The organism is Methylosinus sp. (genome assembly GCF_036560965.1).
In the GTDB taxonomy this organism is placed as follows: Bacteria; Pseudomonadota; Alphaproteobacteria; order Rhizobiales; family Beijerinckiaceae; genus Methylosinus.
In genome coordinates this window covers 21,927-40,474 of the sequence record NZ_DATBQF010000046.1, presented here as the reverse complement: position 1 = coordinate 40,474, position 18,548 = coordinate 21,927, and the positions used below count along the sequence as shown (strand labels likewise).

Below are 18,548 nucleotides of genomic sequence, written 5' to 3'. Positions count from 1 at the left end.
AGCCGCGACTATTCCGCGGCGTCACGCAGACGCGCGCGGGCGACCGTGCGCAAATCGTCGATCGGCGCCAGTCCGGCGCCGGATTCGAAATGCCAGAAGGTCCAGCCATTACAGGCGGGCAGGCCTTGGACCAACGCCCCGGTCTTGTGAATGGAGCCGACGATCGCGCCGATCGCCAGCGTGCCATCGGCGCGGACGACGGCGGTGTGGCGACGCCGCGCATCGGTCAGCGTCACGCCGGGGGCGACGAGTCCGGCCTCGACGACGCTGGCGAAAGCGATGCGCGGCTCGGTGCGTTTGGAGGGCGCGGACGCCACCGCCTCGGCCGGCAGAGGCGAGATCGCGGCAATGCGCTCGCGCGCCGCCGCCGCATAGACCGAATCGCGCTCGATGCCGAGATAGTCGCGGCCGAGCAGGCGCGCCGCAGCGCCAGTGGTGCCGGAGCCGAAAAATGGATCGAGCACGAGATCGCCGGGATTGGAGGCGGCGAGCAATATGCGGGAGAGCAGAGCCTCGGGCTTTTGCGTGGGATGAGTCTTGCGGCCATTGGCGTCTTTGAGCCGCTCGCCGCCGGCGCAGATCGGCAGCAGCCAGTCCGAGCGCATCTGGCAATCCTCATTGCCGGCCTTCAGCGCCTCGTAATGAAAGGTGTAATTGCGCGCCGAAGCGTCGCGCGCCGCCCAGATCAGCGTCTCATGCGCATTGGTGAAGCGGCGGCCGCGGAAATTCGGCATGGGATTGTTCTTGCGCCAGACGATGTCGTTCAGGATCCAGAAGCCGAGGTCCTGCATGATCGCGCCGACGCGGAATATATTGTGATAGGAGCCGATCACGAAAATCGTGGCGTTCGGCTTCATCGCCCGCCGCGCCGCCGCCAGCCAGTCGCGGGTGAAGGCGTCATAGGTCGCGAAATCGGCGAATTTGTCCCAATCGTCATCGACCGCGTCGACAACGCTCTGATCCGGCCGGGTCAGCCGATTGGCGAGCTGGAGATTATAGGGCGGGTCGGCGAAGACGAGCTCGACGCTCGCCTCCGGCAGACTCAGCATGACCTCAACGGTGTCGCCGATGACGACTTCGTTGCGAAGAATCGCGCGCTTCGGCGCGCGAGGCGACCCGAAATTCGTCGGCCCAGTACGCGAGACCTTTATCTGGGACTTGGGGCGGGTCGCCCCGACGCGCGCGCTACTCATGAACCATCACCGGCTACGCAACCAACGCTGCGAACAATGCCCGATCGGGGTAAAAGCCGGGTTTAGAGAGCCGGTGCGCAGCTGTCTCTTTTCCGCACGTCTTCGTTAAGAAATCGCAAGTTCACCAGATGTTTACGAAACATCATGACGCGCCGGCGCCGGGTCCGCCCGTCAACTGCGCGCCGTACGCAGCGGCGCGAAGCTCATGCGGTGGAAGGGCGTCGGACCATGGGCTTGCAGGGCCGCGAGATGCGCGCGCGTGCCATAGCCGGCGTTGGTCTCGAATCCGTAATGCGGGTAGAGCGCGGCGAGCCGGCGCATCTGGCGGTCGCGCAGCACTTTGGCGACGATCGACGCCGCGGCGATAGAAAGAGAGAGAGCGTCTCCCTTGACGATCGCCTCGCCCGGGCAGCCGAGCGCGGGCAGATCGCGGCCGTCGACGAGGACGAATCCCGGCGCGACATGAAGCGCGGCGACGGCCCGCGCCATGGCGAGCAGGCTCGCCTGTCTGATGTTCAGGCCGTCGATCTCCTCGACGCTGGCGAAAGCGACGCCGATCGCCAGCGCGCTGGCGGCGATGCGCTCGAAAGCCGCCTCCCGCGCCTTGGCCGAAAGGGCTTTCGAATCATCGACGCCGTCCGGCAGGCGGTCCGGATCGAGAATGACCGCCGCCGCCGCGACCGGCCCGGCGAGCGGGCCGCGCCCGACCTCGTCGACGCCGGCCACAGGACGAGCGCCGTCCCGAAGAACGCGGATCTCGGTGAGAAAATGGGGAGGCATGCTCGCTCGGCGGTCGAAAAAAGGGCGACTGAAAAAAACACAGCGGCTGGATCGAGGCAATCGATCCGCGGCCGCCTCAGAACAGGCTGAGCTGCTCGGCGTCGCTGCGAGGCGCCCGGAACAGATCGGCGCGCAGACGCGTGCGGGAAAAACCGAGCCGCGTCGCCGCGAGCTCGAAACGGCGGCCGATCATCCAGGCGTAGGGCCCATCGCCCGTCATGCGCTTGTCGAAGGACGGATCATAGAGCTTGCCGTCGCGCGCCGAACGCACGAGCGACAGCACATGCCGGGCCTTGGCCGGGAAATGAGTGACGAGCCATTCACTGAACAATTCGCGCAGCTCGAGCGGCAGGCGCAGCATCACATAGCCGGCCTCGCGCGCGCCGGCGGCATGGGCGCGCGTCAATATCGTCTCTATCTCCGCGTCATTGACCGCCGGAATGATCGGCGCGACCAGAACCGCCACCGGTATGCCTGCCTCGGCGAGCCGCTCGATCGTCGCCAGCCGCCGCTCGGGCGAGGCGGCGCGCGGCTCCATCGCCCGCGCCAGCGCCGGATCGAGCGTCGTCACCGAGATGGCGACCTTGACGAGGCCCTTGCGCGCCATCGGCGCGAGAATATCGATGTCTCGAACGACCAGCGAGGATTTGGTCACGATGCCGATCGGATGATCGGCGCGGCTCGCCACCTCGAGCAGGCCGCGGGTGATGCGATAGCGCTTCTCGAGCGGCTGATAAGGGTCCGTGTTGGCGCCGATGGCGATCGTCTTCGGCGAATAATTACGCGCCGACAATTCGCGCTCGAGCAATTGCGCCGCGCCCTCCTTGACGTAAATCTCCGTCTCGAAATCCAGGCCCGGCGACAGCCCCATATAGGCGTGGCTCGGCCTGGCGTAGCAATAGACGCAGCCATGCTCGCAGCCGCGATAGGGATTGACGGAGCGGTCGAAGGAAATGTCGGGCGAGTCGTTGCGCGTGATGATCGTCTTCGCTTTCTCGACATGGACATTGGTGCGAAATTCGCCGAGCTCCTCGAGGCGGCTCCAGCCGTCGTCGGCCTCGACGCGCCGCTCGCGCTCGAACCGCCCGCTCTCATTGGAGAGCGCGCCGCGCCCGCGCCGCCGCGCCGGATCGACGATCGGGCTCTCCTCGGACGAAAAATTCACAATGGCGCCGATCGCCTCGCGGCTGCGCTGCGCCGCCTGCCCCCGATCGCTTTTCTCAGCCTTCTGGATCAAACGTTTCGCGGAGCTCGCCATGGCGACACTCTCCTTGCCGGCGCCGGCCTCGCTTCGGCCCGCGGACGACGAGACGCCCATGCGCGACACTGGGGCGCCTCGCGACCGCGAGCCTCGATGCGACGCGTATAACTCTAGGGGACTTGTTTACGCACGCAGGGAACGTTTACCGAACAAAGGAACATATATGGAACAAATCGGCGGGCGTCAAGCGCCCGCTTCGTCGAGCGTCGGCGCGGATCGAATTCTGATCGATCGAACGATTGCGGTCGGACGGAAAGCGCTCAGTTCTTGGCGTCGACGATGCGATAGGACTCGTGGCAGGCGACGCAATTGCGCATCACCTCGCCGAGACGTGCGAGCGAGACTTTCTCGGTCTCGCCTTGCGTGAGGCCCTTCGCCAATGCGTCGAAGCCTTTGCGCATCGGCTGGCCGAAGCTGCGCCATGTCTCCGGAAATTTGGGCCCGAGCGTGGGGGGCATGGCGTTTTCCGCCTGAAACCGCAGGGCGCCGCGCGCGGCCGCCGCCTCGGCCGCCGTCGCTGCGTCGTCGGCGGCGAGCGCTGCGACGATCTGCTCTATGCTCTTCACGAAAAGCCGCATCTGGCCGAGCACGAAAGCCTTCTCGGAGGCCGTCATCGCAATGGCGACGCGCGGATCGGCGTCCTCGGCGCGCGCCGCAACCATCTGACCCAGCGAGAGGAAAAGGCAAAAGGCAGCAAATCCCGTGTGACGCCAGCGCATCGCGACTCCCCGTCGAACACAGCTATATACTCGCACTATATGTTGTGGCCCCTTCGCGCGACAGGCCAAAATCCAGGCGCCGGCCGCCCGTTGTCCACAGGCGGCGCGACGCAGTTGAACGCGCGGCGCGAATCGATATTGAGTGCCCGCCATGATCTTCAGTCCCTTCACCGCCGGACGGGCGTCGCGATGAGCGCGCCCGCCAAGGTCGCCATCGATCTCGGGACGCGCACGGACGGCGGCGTCGCCACTCTCGATCTCGAGGAGCTGCTGGCGACGCGCCTTCTGGTTCAAGGCAATTCCGGCTCCGGAAAGTCGCATCTGCTGCGACGCCTGCTGGAGCAGAGCGCGCCCTGGGTGCAGCAGGCGATCATCGATCCGGAAGGCGATTTCGTCACGCTGGCCGAGCGCTACGGCCATGTCATTGTCGATGCGCGGCGCGGCGCGGCGGATCTCCAGCGCATAGCGGCGCGCACGCGCCAGCACAGAGTCTCTGTGGTGCTCGACCTCGAAGGGCTCGACGCCGAGCAGCAGATGCACGCCGCCGCGGCCTTTCTCGGCGGCCTCTTCGACGCCGAGCGCGACCAATGGTATCCGCTGCTGGTCGTGGTGGACGAGGCGCAGCTCTTCGCCCCCGCGGTCGCGGGCGAAGTCTCGGACGAGGCGCGCAAGGCCTCGCTCGGCGCCATGACCAATCTGATGTGCCGCGGCCGCAAGCGCGGTCTCGCTGGCGTCATCGCCACGCAGCGCCTCGCCAAGCTGGCCAAGAATGTCGCGGCGGAGGCGTCCAATTTCCTCATGGGCCGCACCTTTCTCGACATTGACATGGCCCGCGCCGCCGATCTGCTCGGCATGGAGCGGCGTCAGGCCGAGATGTTCCGCGATTTGCAGAGCGGCAATTTCATCGCGCTCGGCCCGGCCATGGCGCGCCGCCCGCTGCCGGTGCGCATCGGCCCGGTGGAAACCGCGGCGCGCAATGTCAGTCCCAGGCTGCTGCCGCTGCCCGAGCCGGGCGGCGACGACGCCCATGATCTCATTTTCACGCCCGGCGCCGATGAAGAGCGCTTCTCGGCCCCGCGCCGACCGCCGCCGGCGCCGCCGACGGCCGATGTGCTCGCCCGTCTCGCCCGCGGCGCGCCGCCCGCCGCCGAGCCCGCGCCGAGCCTCTCGCCCGAGCAGCGCCAAGCGGCGATCGACTCGGCGCTGCGCGAGATTTTGACCGACAGCGACGCCAGCTTCCGCACCATAGCGGTGCTCTATCAGGATTTTCTGGTGCGCTGCCGCATTCGCCGCATCGGCGGCGAGACATTGAGCCTGCCCGCCTTCCGCCGCCGCCTCGCCGTCGCCCATGCCGGCATAGAGCTCGCCGAAGCCGAGGCCGAGGATTCGCCCTGGGCCGAGGTGCTGGCCATGGCCGGCGCTCTGCCGGAGGATATGCAGGGCGTCTTTCTATCGCTGGCGCGCGCCGCCTTCGACCATCGCCCCTGCCCCTCCGACGCCGATGTCGCCAGCGCCTATGGCACGAGCTCGCCGGGAAGAGCGCGTCGGCTGCTCGCCTATATGGAGGAGCGGCAGGCGATCGTCTGCCGCTTGGACTCCCGCCGCTGGCGCATCGTCGCCATTCCCGGCGTCGCCTGGGAGACCGAGCCGGGCGATCCCGGCGCCGCGGCGGCGACCTCCGAGGCGAGCCCGGGCTGATACAAATTCAGAGTGATGGAATTGTTGCGAGCCTGAAGGCTCGCTTCATGAGCGCTATTCCCGCACCGTCTCCCGCTGCGCATAGCCGAGCCGGACATTCAGCTCTTGCAGCACTTTCTCGGCGGCTTCCGGAATATTGGTGCCGGGCGGGAAGATCGCCGCGGCGCCGGCGTCATAGAGCGCCTGGAAATCCTGCTCGGGAATGACGCCGCCGACGACCATCATCACCTCCTCGCGCCCCGCCGCCTTCAGCGCGTCACGCAATTCCGGCGTCAGCGCGAGATGGCCGGCGGTCATCGTGTTCACGCCGACGATATGCACATCCTCCTCGGCGGCGCGCTTGGCGACCTCCTCCGGCGTCGCGAACAGATCGCCGATGACGACCTCGAAACCCAAATCCGTGAAGGCGGAAGCGATGACCTTCTGACCGCGGTCATGGCCGTCCTGGCCGAGCTTGGCGACGAGAATCTTCGGCTTGCGCTTGTCGTTCTCGGCGAAAGCGGCGGTCATGCCGCGCACGCGCGCGACCTTGTCGCAATCGGCCCCCGCCTCGCGCGCATAGACGCCGGAAATGACATTGGCCTTGGGCTTATGGCGGTCGAACACTTTTTCCAGCGCATAGGAAATCTCGCCGACGCTGGCCTTGGCGCGCGCAGCCTCGATCGCCAGCGCCAGAAGATTGCCGTCGGCCTTCGCGCCCTCCGTCAGCGCGTCCAGCGCGGCTTGCGTCCTGGCCTCGTCGCGCTCGGCGCGCAGGCGCTCGAGCTTGGCGATCTGCGCGGCGCGCACGGCGGAATTGTCGACCTTCAGCACATCCGGCGCGACGTCGCTGTCTGGACGAAACTTATTCACGCCGACGACGACCTGCTGTCCCGTATCGATGCGCGCCTGCGTCTTCGCCGCGACTTCCTCGATGCGCTGCTTGGGCAGGCCGGCGGCGATCGCCTTGGCCATGCCGCCGAGGCTCTCGATCTCCTCGATATGTTTCCACGCCGCCTCGGCCAGCTCGGCGGTCAGCTTCTCCACATAGAAGGAGCCGCCCCAAGGATCGATGATGCGCGTGGTGCCGCTCTCCTCCTGCAACACGATCTGCGTATTGCGGGCGATGCGGGCGGAGAAGTCGGTCGGCAGCGCCAGCGCCTCGTCCAGCGCATTGGTGTGCAGCGATTGCGTATGGCCTTGCGTCGCCGCCATCGCCTCGACGCTGGTACGGATGGCGTTGACGTAGACGTCCTGCGCGGTGAGCGACCAGCCCGACGTCTGGCAATGTGTGCGCAGCGTCATGCTCTTCTCGGTCTTGGCGCCGAGGTCCTTCATCAGCCGCGCCCACAAGAGGCGCGCGGCGCGGAGCTTCGCCACCTCCATGAAGAAATTCATGCCGATGGCGAAGAAGAAGGAGAGCCGCGGCGCGAAAGCGTCGATATCGAGCCCCGCGGCGACGCCGGCGCGCACATATTCGACGCCATCGGCGAGCGTGTAGCCCAATTCCAGATCGGCCGACGCGCCGGCCTCCTGCATGTGATAGCCGGAAATGGAGATGGAGTTGAACTTCGGCATATTCTTGCTGGTGTAGGCGAATATGTCCGAGACGATGCGCATCGACGGAAACGGCGGGTAGATATAGGTGTTGCGCACCATGAATTCTTTTAAAATGTCGTTCTGGATCGTGCCGGTGAGCTGCGCGGGCGAGACGCCCTGCTCCTCGCCCGCCACGATGAACAGCGCCAGCACCGGCAGCACGGCGCCGTTCATCGTCATGGAGACGCTCATCTGATCGAGCGGAATGCCGTCGAACAGCGTGCGCATGTCGAAGATGGAATCGATGGCGACGCCCGCCATGCCGACATCGCCGGCGACGCGCGGATGATCGCTGTCATAGCCGCGATGAGTGGCGAGATCGAAGGCGATGGAGAGCCCCTTCTGCCCGGCGGCGAGATTGCGGCGGTAGAAGGCGTTCGAGTCCTCGGCCGTGGAGAAGCCGGCATATTGGCGGATCGTCCAGGGCTGGGCGACATACATCGTCGGATAGGGGCCGCGCACGTAAGGGGCGACGCCCGGGAAGCCGTCGATGAAGGAGAGGCCTTCTATATCCTCGGGACCGTAGGAATTCTTGACTTCTATGCCTTCCGGCGTCCGCCAGCGGCGCGGCGCGGCGGCCTCGGCCGGGGTCGCGGCGACGGGAGCGAAGGCGATTTTGCTGAAGTCGGGAATTTGGGACATTGCTTTCCTCGGAACGGCTCTCCTGATTATTAGCGAAAAGCGGCGAGGGGCGCAAAGGGCGAGGACGCGGGTGTGAGGGGCGAGGGCAGCTCCTCAAAGGCGGCGCTGACGGTTTCCGCGTCCTTCGAGACGCCCGCTTCGCTGGCTCGGCGGCCCCACAGACCCGCAGCGCTTGGCTTACGCCTCTGCGAATTTCATGGATTTCGACGCGCGGCGCTACTAGAATACAAGTGAACCGGATCACACCACGCAAGCCGACACGAGCACCCCGATGTCCGCCGCTTTTACTGTGCGTCTCGATGAGGCCACTCTCGGCGAGCTCGATAGACTCGCTGAAAAAACCGAACGCTCGCGCAATTGGCTGGTCGCCAAGGCCGTCGAGGATTACATCGCCCTGAACGCTTGGCAGGTCGGCAAGATCGAAGCCGGAATCGCCGCCGCCGATCGCGGCGACTTCGCCAGCGATGACGAGCTGGCGCGGGTGCGGAAGAAATTCGCGGTCAAAAAATGAAGGTGCGCTGGACGGCTCCGGCGCTACGCGACCTCGAAGCGATCGGCGACTACATCGCGCGCGACAACCCCGCCGCCGCCGATCGCATCGTGACCCGCATTCTCGACCAGGCCGAGCTTCTCGCCGCCCACCCCCATGCAGGCCGCGCCGGTCGCGTCCCTGAAACGCGGGAGATGGTCGTTTCGGATACGCCCTTCATTCTGCCCTACAGTGTGAAGGGCGATGTGGTCGAAGTGCTTGCCGTTTTCCACGGCTCCCGCCGGTGGCCGGAGAGCTTCGACTGAAGTTGGCGCACTTTCGCGCCTACCGTAGCCTGCCTCGTCGAGAAAGATGGCCTTTGTTCACGGCGACGCCCCCTGTCTCCCCACAACCCTCCACCGCGGCCCCTCCGCCCCGAAATCCAGCTCCCAGCGGTAGCGGCTCAAAATATCGAAGCCGAGGATGATCGGCGTCTCGCCGCCGAGCGCCTCGCGCAACGGGCCGAAATCATAGGAAACCACCACCACATCCTTCAGCACGCGCCCCGCGCCGAGATCGATCTCCTTCACTCGGTAGACTTTCGACGCGAATTTCTTGCCTGACGCCTCGCTCACCTTCGCCTTCTTGGCGAGCGGGACGAACAGCGCCTTGTGCCGCTCCAGAAATCGCCGATCGACGGCGGAGATTTCCGCGCCCGTGTCGAACAGGCCGACCGCCTCCGTCTTGCCGAGGCGCACATCGAGGCCGATGAGCTTCTGATCCGCCCACAGCCGGCGAAACGGCCGAAAGCCATCCCCATCGCTCGGCGGGAAGAACACCATCTCGCCGCCCGCGAGATCGAGCGAGAAGCGCGCGCCTTTGAAGAAGTCGAGGCCCAGCAGATCGTCGCCGTCCGAGGTCGCGCAGCGGGTGACGCGATAATTCGCGCGGCCGATATTATTGCCCTGCGCGGCTTTCAGCTCGACGGCGCCGGCGTCCGCATCCTCGCAGCGCATGGCGGCGCCCGAGGCGCCCGTCGAGACGCTGGCGCCCAGCGCCGGAAACGCCTCGTTCCACGGCGCGAGCCTGATGCGGCTCGTCGAGGCCGCCGTGTCGAGCCGCATCGGCCCCATCACATTGCCGAAGCGCATGGTGACATAGGCGCGGCCGCCGCCATCCGCGCCATGGACGATGGTCAGCGGGACGACGGAGCGCACCTGCGCGCGTGCGGCGAGGGGGCCGACGAGAGCGCCGACCAGCGCCCAGAGAAGCAAAAGCGGAAAGCGCGAAAAGATTTGCGTCATGGCGCGGTGGCTCCGTCCCGGCGGAAAAGCCGTCTATAGCGCGCGCCGTCCGCCGCGGAAATCGAGCAGAGACCGGAGGGAGCGATTTCGTGATATTGCAGAGACGTCGGCTCTCTCGCCGCGGGCCAGACCATCGGCGAGAGGCTCTCTGGAGGTCATCACCATGAGACGTGCGGCGATCCGGCTGGCGGCGGGTCTATTGGCTTTGGTTTCGAGCGCGGCGCTCGCGCAGCAGCATCGATCGCATGGCGTTCCGGGCGACGCGCCCCGGGGCCCGGGCGGCGGCGGGGCGGACGACGTGCTCGCCACCTCGAGCGAATGGGGCGGCGCCGGCGGCGTGTACACCTGCGAGCAATGGAAGCAATATCTCGAGCGCATGTTCCGCCTCGCCGACAAGCGCAAGCGCGGCTTCATCGACGCGCAGGATTTCGCGATCATCCCGCGCGCGAGCGTGGTGTTCCGCGCCGCGAGCTTCGACTATTTCGACATGGCCGGAAAGGGCCGCGTCACCCGCGCCGAATTCCTGGCCTTTCCGAGCCCCTTCTTCGCCCGCTACGACCGCAAGAAGAGCTGCCGGGTCTTCCAGGAGGAGCTCGCCAAGACGCAGGCGCCGGCCGCCGGCGCGCCGGAGTCGTCTCCCGGGGCGGGAGGCTTCCCCGGACGCGACCGCGGCGGCGGTTTCGGCGGAGGCTATGGCGGCGGCAGCTTCGGCGGGACCGGGAGCGGGGCCGGAGGCTTCGGACGGTGAGACGGCGCGGCGCGGCGGAAAAAGGAAAAGGGAGCGCGAGCCCCCTTCCCCCGTCGCCGGCTCAGAACTCCGCCCACTCCTCGTCCTGCGCCGGCTCCGCCTTGCGCACGGCCGAGCCGGAGCGCGCGCTCGCCGTGCGCTTCAGCATCGGCCGCGGAGCGGAGGCGGCGCGCGGCGCGCGCGTCTCGATCTCGCCGATCTTGAACTGCGTGACGAGCTGAATCAGCTCGGCGCTGTCCTCGGCGAGCGAGCGGCTCGCCGCATTGGTCTCCTCGGACATTGCCGCATTCTTCTGCGTGACCTGATCGATCTCCTGCACGGCGGTGTTGACCTCGCGCAGGCTCGTCGATTGCGCCTCGGCGCTCGCCGCTATGCCGGTGACGACGACATCGATGCGATTGACCTGCTCGACGATGCGGTGCAGCGAGGCTCCGGTCTCGGCGACCAGCCCGACGCCGTCCTGCACGCGGGCGTTGGAGACGGCGATCAGATCCTTGATCTCCTTGGCGGCCTCGGCCGAGCGCTGAGCGAGCGAGCGCACCTCCGTCGCCACCACGGCGAAGCCGCGGCCGGCCTCGCCCGCGCGGGCCGCCTCGACGCCGGCGTTGAGCGCCAGAAGATTGGTCTGGAAGGCGATCTCGTCGATGACGCCGATGATCTGGCCGATCTGCTGGGAGGATTTCTCGATGCCGCTCATCGCGTCGATCGCCTCGCCGACGATCTTCTCGCCCTTGACCGCGTCGGTCTTGGCGTCGCCGACGATCTCGCGCGCCTCGACGGCGCTCTCGGCCGCCTTGCGCACCGTGCCGGTGATCTGGTCGACGGCGGCGGCGGTCTCGGCCAGCGTCGCCGCCTGCTGCTCATTGCGCTGCGACAGATCCTCGGAGGCGCGGGCGATCTCGCGGGTACTGGAGCCGATCGCGCCGGTCGTCACGACAATGCCGCGCAGCGTGTGCTGCATGCGCTCGGCGGCGGCGTTGAAACGCGCGCGGAGCTTCTCGTAATCCTTGATGAACTCCTTCTCCAGCCGCACCTCGAGGTCGCCCTCGGCCAGACGCTCCATGGCGGCGGTGTATTCGGAGAAGAAGAAGTCGCGATTCTCTATATACCATTTGGCGCCGGCGGCTTTCTCCTCCAGCTTGCTGGCCGCGGCGGCGTTCTGCTCGGCGGCGCGCGTCTCGGCGAGGCGGATCTCCTCGAGCTTGTCGCGCACCACGGCGGTGGCGTCGCGCAGCCGGCCGATCTCGTCATCGCGCCCCGCGAAGGGCGGCTGGCCGAGCTTGTCGCCGCGCGCGAGCTTCGTCGCATAATCCGAGATCGCGACGATCGGCGTCACGACGCGGCGATGCGCCAGCAGCGAGGCGCCGACGAGCGCGCCGAGAATGGCCAAGGTCGCAGCGAGGCTCACGAGATCGGCGCGGTCGCCGAGCTGAACGGCGTCCTTCTCCGTCGCGGCGGCGGCGGCGCTCGCCAATCCGATCGCATTGGCCACCAGCCGGCGATGCGCGGCAAAGTCGGCGTCGACGCGCTCGAGCGAGGCCGAGACGGCGGCGGCGTCGCCGCGGCCGAGAGCGAGAAGGAAAGCGTCGACGTCGCGCCAGAAGGCTTCGGCCGTCGCGCCCGCCGGGCCGGCGACCAGCGCCGTCAGCTCTGCGGGAAGATCGGGAGATTTCGCCCAGACGGCGCGGCGCTGCTCGAAGCGCGCGCGCAGATCGGCGAGACGGGCGCGAGTCTCGGCCGCGTCCAGCCTGCCGGCGGCGGCGAGCTCGACGTCGAGATAGGCCTCGGCGACGGAGAGCGGCGCGGGTTGCGCGTCGGCGACGAAATCCTTGCCGGCGACGATCTGCCGAAAGGCGTGTCCGCCGATGCGCAGCTCATCGAGAATGTAGCGTCCGGCGCCGGCGGTCGCCAGAAAAGCCAAGAAAGCGACAGCGGCGAGCAGACTCGCGGCGCGGGAGAGGGAAAGGCGCATCGACAGTGCCTCCGAGAGGAAGCCGCTCGGAGGCGAATTGGTCCTGCCGGCGGGAGATGTTTCGAGGGGGAGCGAAAGGGTCGGTCCGCGGACATCGTCCACGACCGGAACACAGCCGGATCGGCGCCGGAATGGCGGAACGGCGTCATGCCTCCGAACGCATGGCCGCTCCATGCGCTCGATCCTCCATGCGACAAAATTACACAGGACGGATTAAGAAATCATGCCGGACGGCGCGATCGGGTGAACGAGAAGAGGCGTCGAACGAGGCGCAAAGGAGGGGGGTGATTCCGCCGAGTCTATTTCTCATCGTCACCCGACCGCCCTGGTGGCGCGCGCGATCACTTGTGCTGGATCGACGAGAGATAGGCGAGCAGCGCCTCGATCTGGCCGGGCGAGAATTCGAAGCGCGGCATGTCGAGCCCGCCATGGCCGACGACAATGCCTTCGGCCAGCGCCTCCTCGAGATTGTCGAGCGGATATTTCTTCGCCAGCGCGCGAAACGGCGGCGAGGCCGGGTTGGGGCTCTTCCCCCGCGCGCCGATCGCATGGCAGCGGCTGCAATTGGCTTTGGCGATAGCGCGGCCGCGCTCGATCTGCTTGTCTTGCGGCTTATCCAGCGCGAGAGCCCCGCTGGCGACGAGAATGGCGGCTATCGCCACGAAAATGCGAACCATGCCGCCCTCCCCTTCTATTCCCTGCGCCGGCCGCGCGTCAGCCGTGCGCTTGCAGCGGCACGACATTGTGCAGCGTCGTCTCCGCGCCATCGAAGAAGCGGCGCAGATTGCGCGCCGCCTGGCGGATGCGCTGCTCGTTCTCGACCAGCGCGAGACGCAGATAGCCCTCGCCATGCTCGCCGAAGCCGACGCCCGGCGCGACCGCCACATCCGCCTTCTCGATGAGGAGCTTGGAAAATTCGAGGCTGTTCATGCCGGAAAAACGCTCCGGGATCGGCGCCCAGACGAACATCGACGCATCGGGCGCCGGAATCGGCCAGCCCGCCTGCGCGAAGCTCTCCACCATCACGTCGCGGCGCTTCTTGTAGATGGCGCGCATCTCCTTGATGCAATCGTCCGGGCCGTTCAGCGCCGCCGTCGCCGCCACCTGGATCGGCGTGAAGGCGCCATAGTCGAGATAGCTCTTCACCCGCGCCAGCGCCGCGCAGAGCCGCTCATTGCCGACGGCGAAGCCGATGCGCCAGCCGGCCATGGAGAAGGTCTTCGACAGCGACGAGAATTCGACCGCTATGTCGATCGCGCCATTGACCTGCAGGATCGACGGCGGCGGATTGTCGTCGAAATAGACCTCGGCGTAAGCGATGTCGGAAAGCACGAAGATGTCGTGCCGCTTCGCGAAGGCGACGAGGTCCTTGTAGAAATCGAGCGAGGCGACCGTCGCCGTCGGATTGGCCGGATAGCAGACGACGATGGCGATCGGCTTCGGAATCGAATGCGCGACCGCCTTCTCCAGCGCGTGGAAGAGCTGCGGCGTCGGATCGGCCGGCACGGAGCGGATGACGCCGCCCGCCATCAGAAAGCCGAAGGCGTGAATCGGATAGGACGGGTTCGGCGCGAGGATCACATCGCCGGGCGCCGTGATCGCCTGCGCCATATTGGCGAAGCCCTCCTTGGAGCCGAGCGTCGCCACCACCTGCGTCTCGGGATCGAGCTTCACGCCGAAACGGCGGGCGTAATAGCCGGCCTGGGCGCGGCGTAGCCCCGCTATGCCCTTGGAAGCGGAATAGCGATCGGTGCGCGGACGACCGGCCGTCTCGACGAGCTTCTCGATCACATGGCGCGGCGCGGGCAGATCGGGATTGCCCATGCCGAGATCGATGATGTCGGCGCCGCCGGCGCGCGCCTTGGCCTTGAGCCGATTGACCTGCTCGAAAACATAAGGGGGAAGACGCTTGATGCGATAGAAGTCCGACATCGCCGATATCCGTTGAAAGCTCCGCCGGCCCCTTTTTTAGAGGCGGGCGGACGATTGTGACGCGAAACCCTTTCGAAAGAGCTAGGGCCGTTTCGTCTCGGCGCGCCGTTCTTTCGGCGCGTCGGGAATTTTGACGCGGGCGCCGCGGGCGCGATTGGCGGCCGCAGCGGCGCCGAGCTCTTTCTCGAGCGCAGCGGCGCGGGCGGCGCTCTTCTTGACGTCCGTCTTGACGTCGGAGGCCGGCGTCGGCGCGGCGAAGGGCGTGTAGCCCGTCTCGCCGGTCCGCGAATGGGCGACGAAGTCGGCGGGCCGCGGCGGCGGCCGACGCATGTCCAGTCCCTCGAAGAATTTGCCGATCGACTCGCCGACCGTCCCCGACCCGCCCTCCTGCGCGCGCGCGTCGCCGACAGCGACGGCGAGCAAGATCAGGCAGATCGCGAAACGCGCGTTCATCGGCTTCTCCGGATGGTTTGTTTCGTCATAGAGCGACAATGCGGCTTTGGTAAGGGGGCAAGTCGAGAAGCCGGGGCAAGGCAGCCGCGACAAAGAGGCCGAGACGCCGGCGCTTGCCCTTCCGCGACGCATCGCCGTGCTTAAGTATTGGAGGAAGCGCTTTTCTCCACGGGAGACGGTTTCCGAACCTTCGTGGGATATGCTCTAAGGAAACGACGAGGCCGGCGGCCCGAAGCCGCCGAGGACAGGACAGCCGATGACCGCACAACGCCGTTCGCCAGCCGGAGCCAAACGGCGGCCCCCGCTTCGCGCGGCGGCCGAGCCCCCCGCAGCGCCGCCCGAGGCGGCCAAGGGGCGCGCGGCTGTCGTCGGCGAGCGGAGCCTGACGGTCGCGCCCAAGGGCAATGCCGCGGGCGGTCGCGCGGGAGAGAATGTCCAGAGCCCCATCGTCGAATCGAGAGCGGCGAAAGCCGCGAAGAAGAAGAATCCGCAAAAGCCCGCCCCGGCGAAGGCCGCGCCGGCTCCGCGCCTCGCCGAGCCGACAGGCGAGGCGCTTCGCCGCGACGCGCTCGACGCCGCGGCCACGCTGCTGACGAGCGCCGCGGGGGAATTGACGGACGATCAACGCCGGCTTCTGGTCGAGCGGCTGCTGCTCCATGCGGCGCCGGCTCCCGAGGCGGAGCCCGCCCCGCGGACGCGGCCGTCGGCCCGGTCGCAAGCCGCGCCGAACGGCCATGACTTCGAGGTTTTCGCAGAAAATCTGGCGCGGCTGGTGGATCAAGGACGCAAGGCGCTGGCCGCCGCGATCGGCGGCATGGAGCCCGGCGACACGCGCAGCGAGCTCGCCAGCAATGTCGCCGACGCGGCCAAGACGCTCGGCGTCGTCGCCGAGCGCTGGATGGCGAAGCCCGAGCAGGCCTACGCCGCCCAGGCGACGCTCGTCGCCGGCCTCACCGATATTTGGAGCCAGACGCTGCGCCGCTTCTCCGGCGAGGACACGCCGCCGATCGTCCCGCCGGACCCGAGCGACAAGCGTTTTTCGGCGCCGGAATGGAACGACAATCCCTTCTTCGACTGGCTGCGCCAATCCTATGCGCTGACCTCGCGCTGGGCCGGCGAGACGGTGGAGAGCACGGAAGGGCTGGACCCGCAGGTGAAGGCCAAGGCCGGCTTCTACACGCGGCTCATCGCCAGCGCGCTGTCGCCCTCCAATTTCGTCGCCACCAATCCGGAGCTGCTGCGCGCCACGCTGGACGCGCGCGGCGAAAATCTCGTGCGCGGCATGAAGATGCTGACCGAGGACCTCTCCGCCGGCCATGGCATGTTGAAGCTGCGCCAGAGCGACGAGAGCCAATTCGAGCTCGGCGTCGACATGGCCACGACGCCCGGCAAGGTGGTCTATCGCACGCAGGTGATGGAACTCATCCAATATGCGCCCTCGACGCCGACGGTCTATGAGCGCCCGCTGCTGATCGTCCCGCCCTGGATCAATAAATTCTACGTGCTCGATCTCAATCGCGAGAAGAGCTTCATCCGCTGGGCGGTGGCGCAGGGGCTCACCGTCTTCGTCATCTCCTGGGTCAATCCGGACGAGAACCAGGCGGAGAAGGGCTTCGACGCCTATATGAAGGAGGGCGTGCTCGCCGCGCTCGACGCGGTGCAGCAGGCGACGGGCGCTCCGCATGTTGCCGCGGCCGGCTATTGCGTCGGCGGCACCATGCTCGCCGCGACGCTCGCCTATCTGGCCGAGAAGGGCGACGACCGCATCGACAGCGTGACCTTTCTGGCGACGCAGGTCGATTTCACCGACGCCGGCGACATGCAGGTGTTCATCGACGAGGCGCGCCTCGCCGCGCTCGACGAGGCCATGGCCCGCACCGGCTATCTCGAAGGCGTCAAAATGGCGACGACCTTCAACATGCTGCGGCCGAACGAATTGTTCTGGACCTATTTCGTCAATAATTACATGAAGGGCGTCGAGCCGGCGGCCTTCGATCTGCTCACCTGGAACTCCGACTGCACGCGCATCCCGCGCGCCAATCATCTGTTCTATCTGCGCTACTGCTATATCGAGAATGCGCTGTCGCAAGGGCGCATGGTGATCGACGGCGTCACGCTCAATCTGCGCAAGGTGAAGATTCCGATCTACGAGCTCGCAGCCAAGGAAGACCATATCGCGCCGGCGCGCTCCGTCTTCACGGGCGCGAAATATTTCGGCGGCGAAGTGCGCTATGTGCTCGCCGGAGCGGGCCATATAGCGGGCGTCGTCAACCCGCCGGCGAAGAACAAATATCAATATTGGACCGGCGGCCCGCCCGTGGGCGTCTATGAGGATTGGGCGAGGACGGCCCATGAGACCAAGGGCTCCTGGTGGGGCGACTGGCTCGGCTGGCTCACCGCCCAGGCGCCGCAGCGCCTGCCGGCGCGCATCCCCGGCGACGGCCGGCTGAAGCCGCTCTGCGACGCGCCGGGCGATTATGTGCGGGTGCGCGCCTGAACGGGAGGACAGTGGCTCGCGAGCCGCGACGACCGGCTCGCGCGCTGCGACCAATCGAAGATCGGCATGGCGGCGGCGGTCGTGATCACGGCGACCGTCACCAGCAAGGCGAAGACGCTTTTGCCGATCAGCGCGTGATGGACGCCGACATTGGCGAAAATCAGCAGCATCAGGCCGCGCGCGTTGAACAGCCCGCCGAGGGCCGAGGCGTCGCGCCAGCTGAAGCCGCTCGCGCGCATGGCGGCGGCGCAGACCGCATATTTGCCGAAGAAGGCCACGAATAAAATCGTGAAGAAGGGGATCAGCAGCCCGCCTGCGAACAACAGCCGCATCTCCGTCCCGAGCCCGGTGCTGGCGAAGAACATGGGCAGGAAGAAGACGACGACATATTGATACATATTGGCGCGGATCGCCGCGAGCAGCGCCGCCGATCGCGGCATGCAGGCGCCGAGCACGAAGCCGCCGAAAACAGAATAGACGCCGATGCGGTCCGTCAGCCCGATGACGACGAGCAAAAGCACGATCACCAGCGCGAACTCCTCCTGCAGCAGAGCGCCGCGCGCCTCCACCTTGCGTCCGACGAAGGCGAAGAGCGGACGGAACACGAAGAAGCAGAGCGCGACGAAGCCGAGAGCGCCGAGGATCGGCAAGAATCCGTGCGCGATCGATCGGCTCTCCGCGAGAGCGACGATCAGCGGCAGCAGGCACCAGGCGACGGCGTCGTCTATGCTCGCGGCGAAAAGCGCGAGCACGCCGATGGAAGTCGCGGCGAGGCGATGCTCCTCCAATATGCGGGCGAGCATGGGAAATGCGGTCAGCGACAGCGCCGAGCCGAGATAAAAGGCGAATTGCCAGACATTCGACCGCTGCGAATCGTCGGCGAGCGCTTCGAAGAACATGACGCCGCAGGCGCCGCCGAGGATCATCGACGGCGCGATCCCGGCGAAGGACAGAGCCGCGGCGCGGCGCGCCATGCTCCTGTCGAGCAAGGCGATGTCGATGTCGCAGCCGACGAGGAACATATAGCTGGAGAGCCCGATCTGGCTTAGCATGAAAATAGCGCTGCGCGCTTCCGTGGTGAAGATCGCCGCCGACCATTCCGGCGCTAGCGCGCCCAGAACCGATGGTCCGAGCATGATTCCCGAGACCATCTCGCCGACGACCTTCGGCTGTCCGACGAATTGCACGAGCCGACCGCAGAGATGCGCCACGGCGAGGACGACGCCGAGCGCGAGAATGACGTCGAGAAATTGATCGAGCTGGCTGCTCATCGCGGGGCGATCGCTTTTCTGTCGAGAGATT

16 protein-coding genes are annotated in these 18,548 nt (G+C 67.0%); 5 read left to right on the top strand and 11 right to left on the bottom strand.

Features of this window, described 5'->3' with window-relative positions:
- Positions 1–8: 8 nt before the first annotated feature.
- From VIF40_RS12535 to VIF40_RS12520, 4 genes are all read right to left on the bottom strand, one after another.
- The gene (locus VIF40_RS12535; protein WP_331937847.1) at positions 9–1,193 is read right to left on the bottom strand and encodes a site-specific DNA-methyltransferase; all 1,185 of its coding nucleotides are present in this window, start codon (positions 1,191–1,193) and stop codon (positions 9–11) included.
- Positions 1,194–1,364: 171 nt separating this feature from the next.
- Positions 1,365–1,973, bottom strand: coding sequence for a ribonuclease HII (locus VIF40_RS12530; protein WP_331937846.1), 609 nt, complete (start codon positions 1,971–1,973; stop codon positions 1,365–1,367).
- A gap of 76 nt (positions 1,974–2,049) precedes the next feature.
- Positions 2,050–3,231: a PA0069 family radical SAM protein gene (locus tag VIF40_RS12525; protein ID WP_331937845.1), complete on the bottom strand. Its 1,182-nt coding sequence runs from the start codon at positions 3,229–3,231 to the stop codon at positions 2,050–2,052.
- A gap of 263 nt (positions 3,232–3,494) precedes the next feature.
- A complete protein-coding gene (locus VIF40_RS12520) occupies positions 3,495–3,953 on the bottom strand; it encodes a hypothetical protein (protein WP_331937844.1) in 459 nt (152 codons plus the stop codon).
- A 189-nt stretch (positions 3,954–4,142) separates the two neighbouring features.
- Between VIF40_RS12520 and VIF40_RS12515 the strand changes: the two genes are divergently transcribed.
- Positions 4,143–5,651 (top strand): ATP-binding protein, encoded by a 1,509-nt coding sequence (locus tag VIF40_RS12515; RefSeq protein WP_331937843.1) that lies wholly within the window; start codon positions 4,143–4,145, stop codon positions 5,649–5,651.
- A 54-nt stretch (positions 5,652–5,705) separates the two neighbouring features.
- On the opposite strand, the gene scpA is transcribed toward VIF40_RS12515, so the two are convergent.
- Positions 5,706–7,871 carry a methylmalonyl-CoA mutase gene (scpA, locus tag VIF40_RS12510; RefSeq protein WP_331937842.1) on the bottom strand — a complete coding sequence of 722 codons (2,166 nt, stop codon included), beginning with the start codon at positions 7,869–7,871 and terminating at the stop codon, positions 5,706–5,708.
- Between the two features lie 271 nt (positions 7,872–8,142).
- Here scpA and VIF40_RS12505 point away from each other — a divergent pair, with 271 nt between their 5' ends.
- Both VIF40_RS12505 and VIF40_RS12500 read left to right on the top strand, forming a co-directional pair.
- Positions 8,143–8,382: a CopG family ribbon-helix-helix protein gene (locus VIF40_RS12505; RefSeq protein ID WP_331937841.1), complete on the top strand. Its 240-nt coding sequence runs from the start codon at positions 8,143–8,145 to the stop codon at positions 8,380–8,382.
- A complete protein-coding gene (locus tag VIF40_RS12500) occupies positions 8,379–8,666 on the top strand; it encodes a type II toxin-antitoxin system RelE/ParE family toxin (RefSeq protein WP_331937840.1) in 288 nt (95 codons plus the stop codon). Before VIF40_RS12505 ends, VIF40_RS12500 begins: the two co-directional genes overlap by 4 nt.
- Positions 8,667–8,723: 57 nt before the next feature.
- On the opposite strand, the gene VIF40_RS12495 is transcribed toward VIF40_RS12500, so the two are convergent.
- Positions 8,724–9,644 carry a retropepsin-like aspartic protease gene (locus VIF40_RS12495; RefSeq protein WP_331937839.1) on the bottom strand — a complete coding sequence of 307 codons (921 nt, stop codon included), beginning with the start codon at positions 9,642–9,644 and terminating at the stop codon, positions 8,724–8,726.
- A 163-nt stretch (positions 9,645–9,807) separates the two neighbouring features.
- Here VIF40_RS12495 and VIF40_RS12490 point away from each other — a divergent pair, with 163 nt between their 5' ends.
- Positions 9,808–10,392, top strand: coding sequence for an EF-hand domain-containing protein (locus VIF40_RS12490; protein WP_331937838.1), 585 nt, complete (start codon positions 9,808–9,810; stop codon positions 10,390–10,392).
- Between the two features lie 61 nt (positions 10,393–10,453).
- Here VIF40_RS12490 and VIF40_RS12485 read toward each other — a convergent pair whose 3' ends face one another.
- From VIF40_RS12485 to VIF40_RS12470, 4 genes are all read right to left on the bottom strand, one after another.
- Positions 10,454–12,364: a methyl-accepting chemotaxis protein gene (locus tag VIF40_RS12485; protein WP_331937837.1), complete on the bottom strand. Its 1,911-nt coding sequence runs from the start codon at positions 12,362–12,364 to the stop codon at positions 10,454–10,456.
- 341 nt (positions 12,365–12,705) lie between these two features.
- The gene (locus VIF40_RS12480) at positions 12,706–13,041 is read right to left on the bottom strand and encodes a cytochrome c (RefSeq protein WP_331937836.1); all 336 of its coding nucleotides are present in this window, start codon (positions 13,039–13,041) and stop codon (positions 12,706–12,708) included.
- A gap of 37 nt (positions 13,042–13,078) precedes the next feature.
- Positions 13,079–14,296, bottom strand: a complete 1,218-nt coding sequence (locus VIF40_RS12475) for an LL-diaminopimelate aminotransferase (RefSeq protein WP_331937835.1) — start codon at positions 14,294–14,296, stop codon at positions 13,079–13,081.
- 81 nt (positions 14,297–14,377) lie between these two features.
- Positions 14,378–14,749: a hypothetical protein gene (locus VIF40_RS12470; protein WP_331937834.1), complete on the bottom strand. Its 372-nt coding sequence runs from the start codon at positions 14,747–14,749 to the stop codon at positions 14,378–14,380.
- Between the two features lie 256 nt (positions 14,750–15,005).
- Here VIF40_RS12470 and VIF40_RS12465 point away from each other — a divergent pair, with 256 nt between their 5' ends.
- Positions 15,006–17,246 carry a class I poly(R)-hydroxyalkanoic acid synthase gene (locus tag VIF40_RS12465; protein WP_331937833.1) on the top strand — a complete coding sequence of 747 codons (2,241 nt, stop codon included), beginning with the start codon at positions 15,006–15,008 and terminating at the stop codon, positions 17,244–17,246.
- Here VIF40_RS12465 and VIF40_RS12460 read toward each other — a convergent pair.
- Positions 17,225–18,517: a cation:proton antiporter gene (locus VIF40_RS12460; RefSeq protein ID WP_331937832.1), complete on the bottom strand. Its 1,293-nt coding sequence runs from the start codon at positions 18,515–18,517 to the stop codon at positions 17,225–17,227. The genes VIF40_RS12465 and VIF40_RS12460 overlap by 22 nt on opposite strands.
- Between the last annotated feature and the right edge of the window lie 31 nt (positions 18,518–18,548).

What these genes read in the sequence shown, in the direction of transcription:
- VIF40_RS12495 (WP_331937839.1), bottom strand. Translation starts at nt 9,644, where the DNA reads ATGACGCAAATCTTTTCGCGCTTTCCGCTTTTGCTTCTCTGGGCGCTG.
- VIF40_RS12485 (WP_331937837.1), bottom strand. Translation starts at nt 12,364, where the DNA reads ATGCGCCTTTCCCTCTCCCGCGCCGCGAGTCTGCTCGCCGCTGTCGCT.
- VIF40_RS12475 (WP_331937835.1), bottom strand. Translation starts at nt 14,296, where the DNA reads ATGTCGGACTTCTATCGCATCAAGCGTCTTCCCCCTTATGTTTTCGAG.
- VIF40_RS12520 (WP_331937844.1), bottom strand. Translation starts at nt 3,953, where the DNA reads ATGCGCTGGCGTCACACGGGATTTGCTGCCTTTTGCCTTTTCCTCTCG.
- VIF40_RS12460 (WP_331937832.1), bottom strand. Translation starts at nt 18,517, where the DNA reads ATGAGCAGCCAGCTCGATCAATTTCTCGACGTCATTCTCGCGCTCGGC.
- VIF40_RS12480 (WP_331937836.1), bottom strand. Translation starts at nt 13,041, where the DNA reads ATGGTTCGCATTTTCGTGGCGATAGCCGCCATTCTCGTCGCCAGCGGG.
- VIF40_RS12515 (WP_331937843.1), top strand. Translation starts at nt 4,143, where the DNA reads ATGAGCGCGCCCGCCAAGGTCGCCATCGATCTCGGGACGCGCACGGAC.
- VIF40_RS12535 (WP_331937847.1), bottom strand. Translation starts at nt 1,193, where the DNA reads ATGAGTAGCGCGCGCGTCGGGGCGACCCGCCCCAAGTCCCAGATAAAG.
- VIF40_RS12530 (WP_331937846.1), bottom strand. Translation starts at nt 1,973, where the DNA reads ATGCCTCCCCATTTTCTCACCGAGATCCGCGTTCTTCGGGACGGCGCT.
- VIF40_RS12470 (WP_331937834.1), bottom strand. Translation starts at nt 14,749, where the DNA reads ATGAACGCGCGTTTCGCGATCTGCCTGATCTTGCTCGCCGTCGCTGTC.
- VIF40_RS12505 (WP_331937841.1), top strand. Translation starts at nt 8,143, where the DNA reads ATGTCCGCCGCTTTTACTGTGCGTCTCGATGAGGCCACTCTCGGCGAG.
- VIF40_RS12490 (WP_331937838.1), top strand. Translation starts at nt 9,808, where the DNA reads ATGAGACGTGCGGCGATCCGGCTGGCGGCGGGTCTATTGGCTTTGGTT.
- VIF40_RS12525 (WP_331937845.1), bottom strand. Translation starts at nt 3,231, where the DNA reads ATGGCGAGCTCCGCGAAACGTTTGATCCAGAAGGCTGAGAAAAGCGAT.
- VIF40_RS12500 (WP_331937840.1), top strand. Translation starts at nt 8,379, where the DNA reads ATGAAGGTGCGCTGGACGGCTCCGGCGCTACGCGACCTCGAAGCGATC.
- VIF40_RS12465 (WP_331937833.1), top strand. Translation starts at nt 15,006, where the DNA reads ATGACCGCACAACGCCGTTCGCCAGCCGGAGCCAAACGGCGGCCCCCG.
- scpA (WP_331937842.1), bottom strand. Translation starts at nt 7,871, where the DNA reads ATGTCCCAAATTCCCGACTTCAGCAAAATCGCCTTCGCTCCCGTCGCC.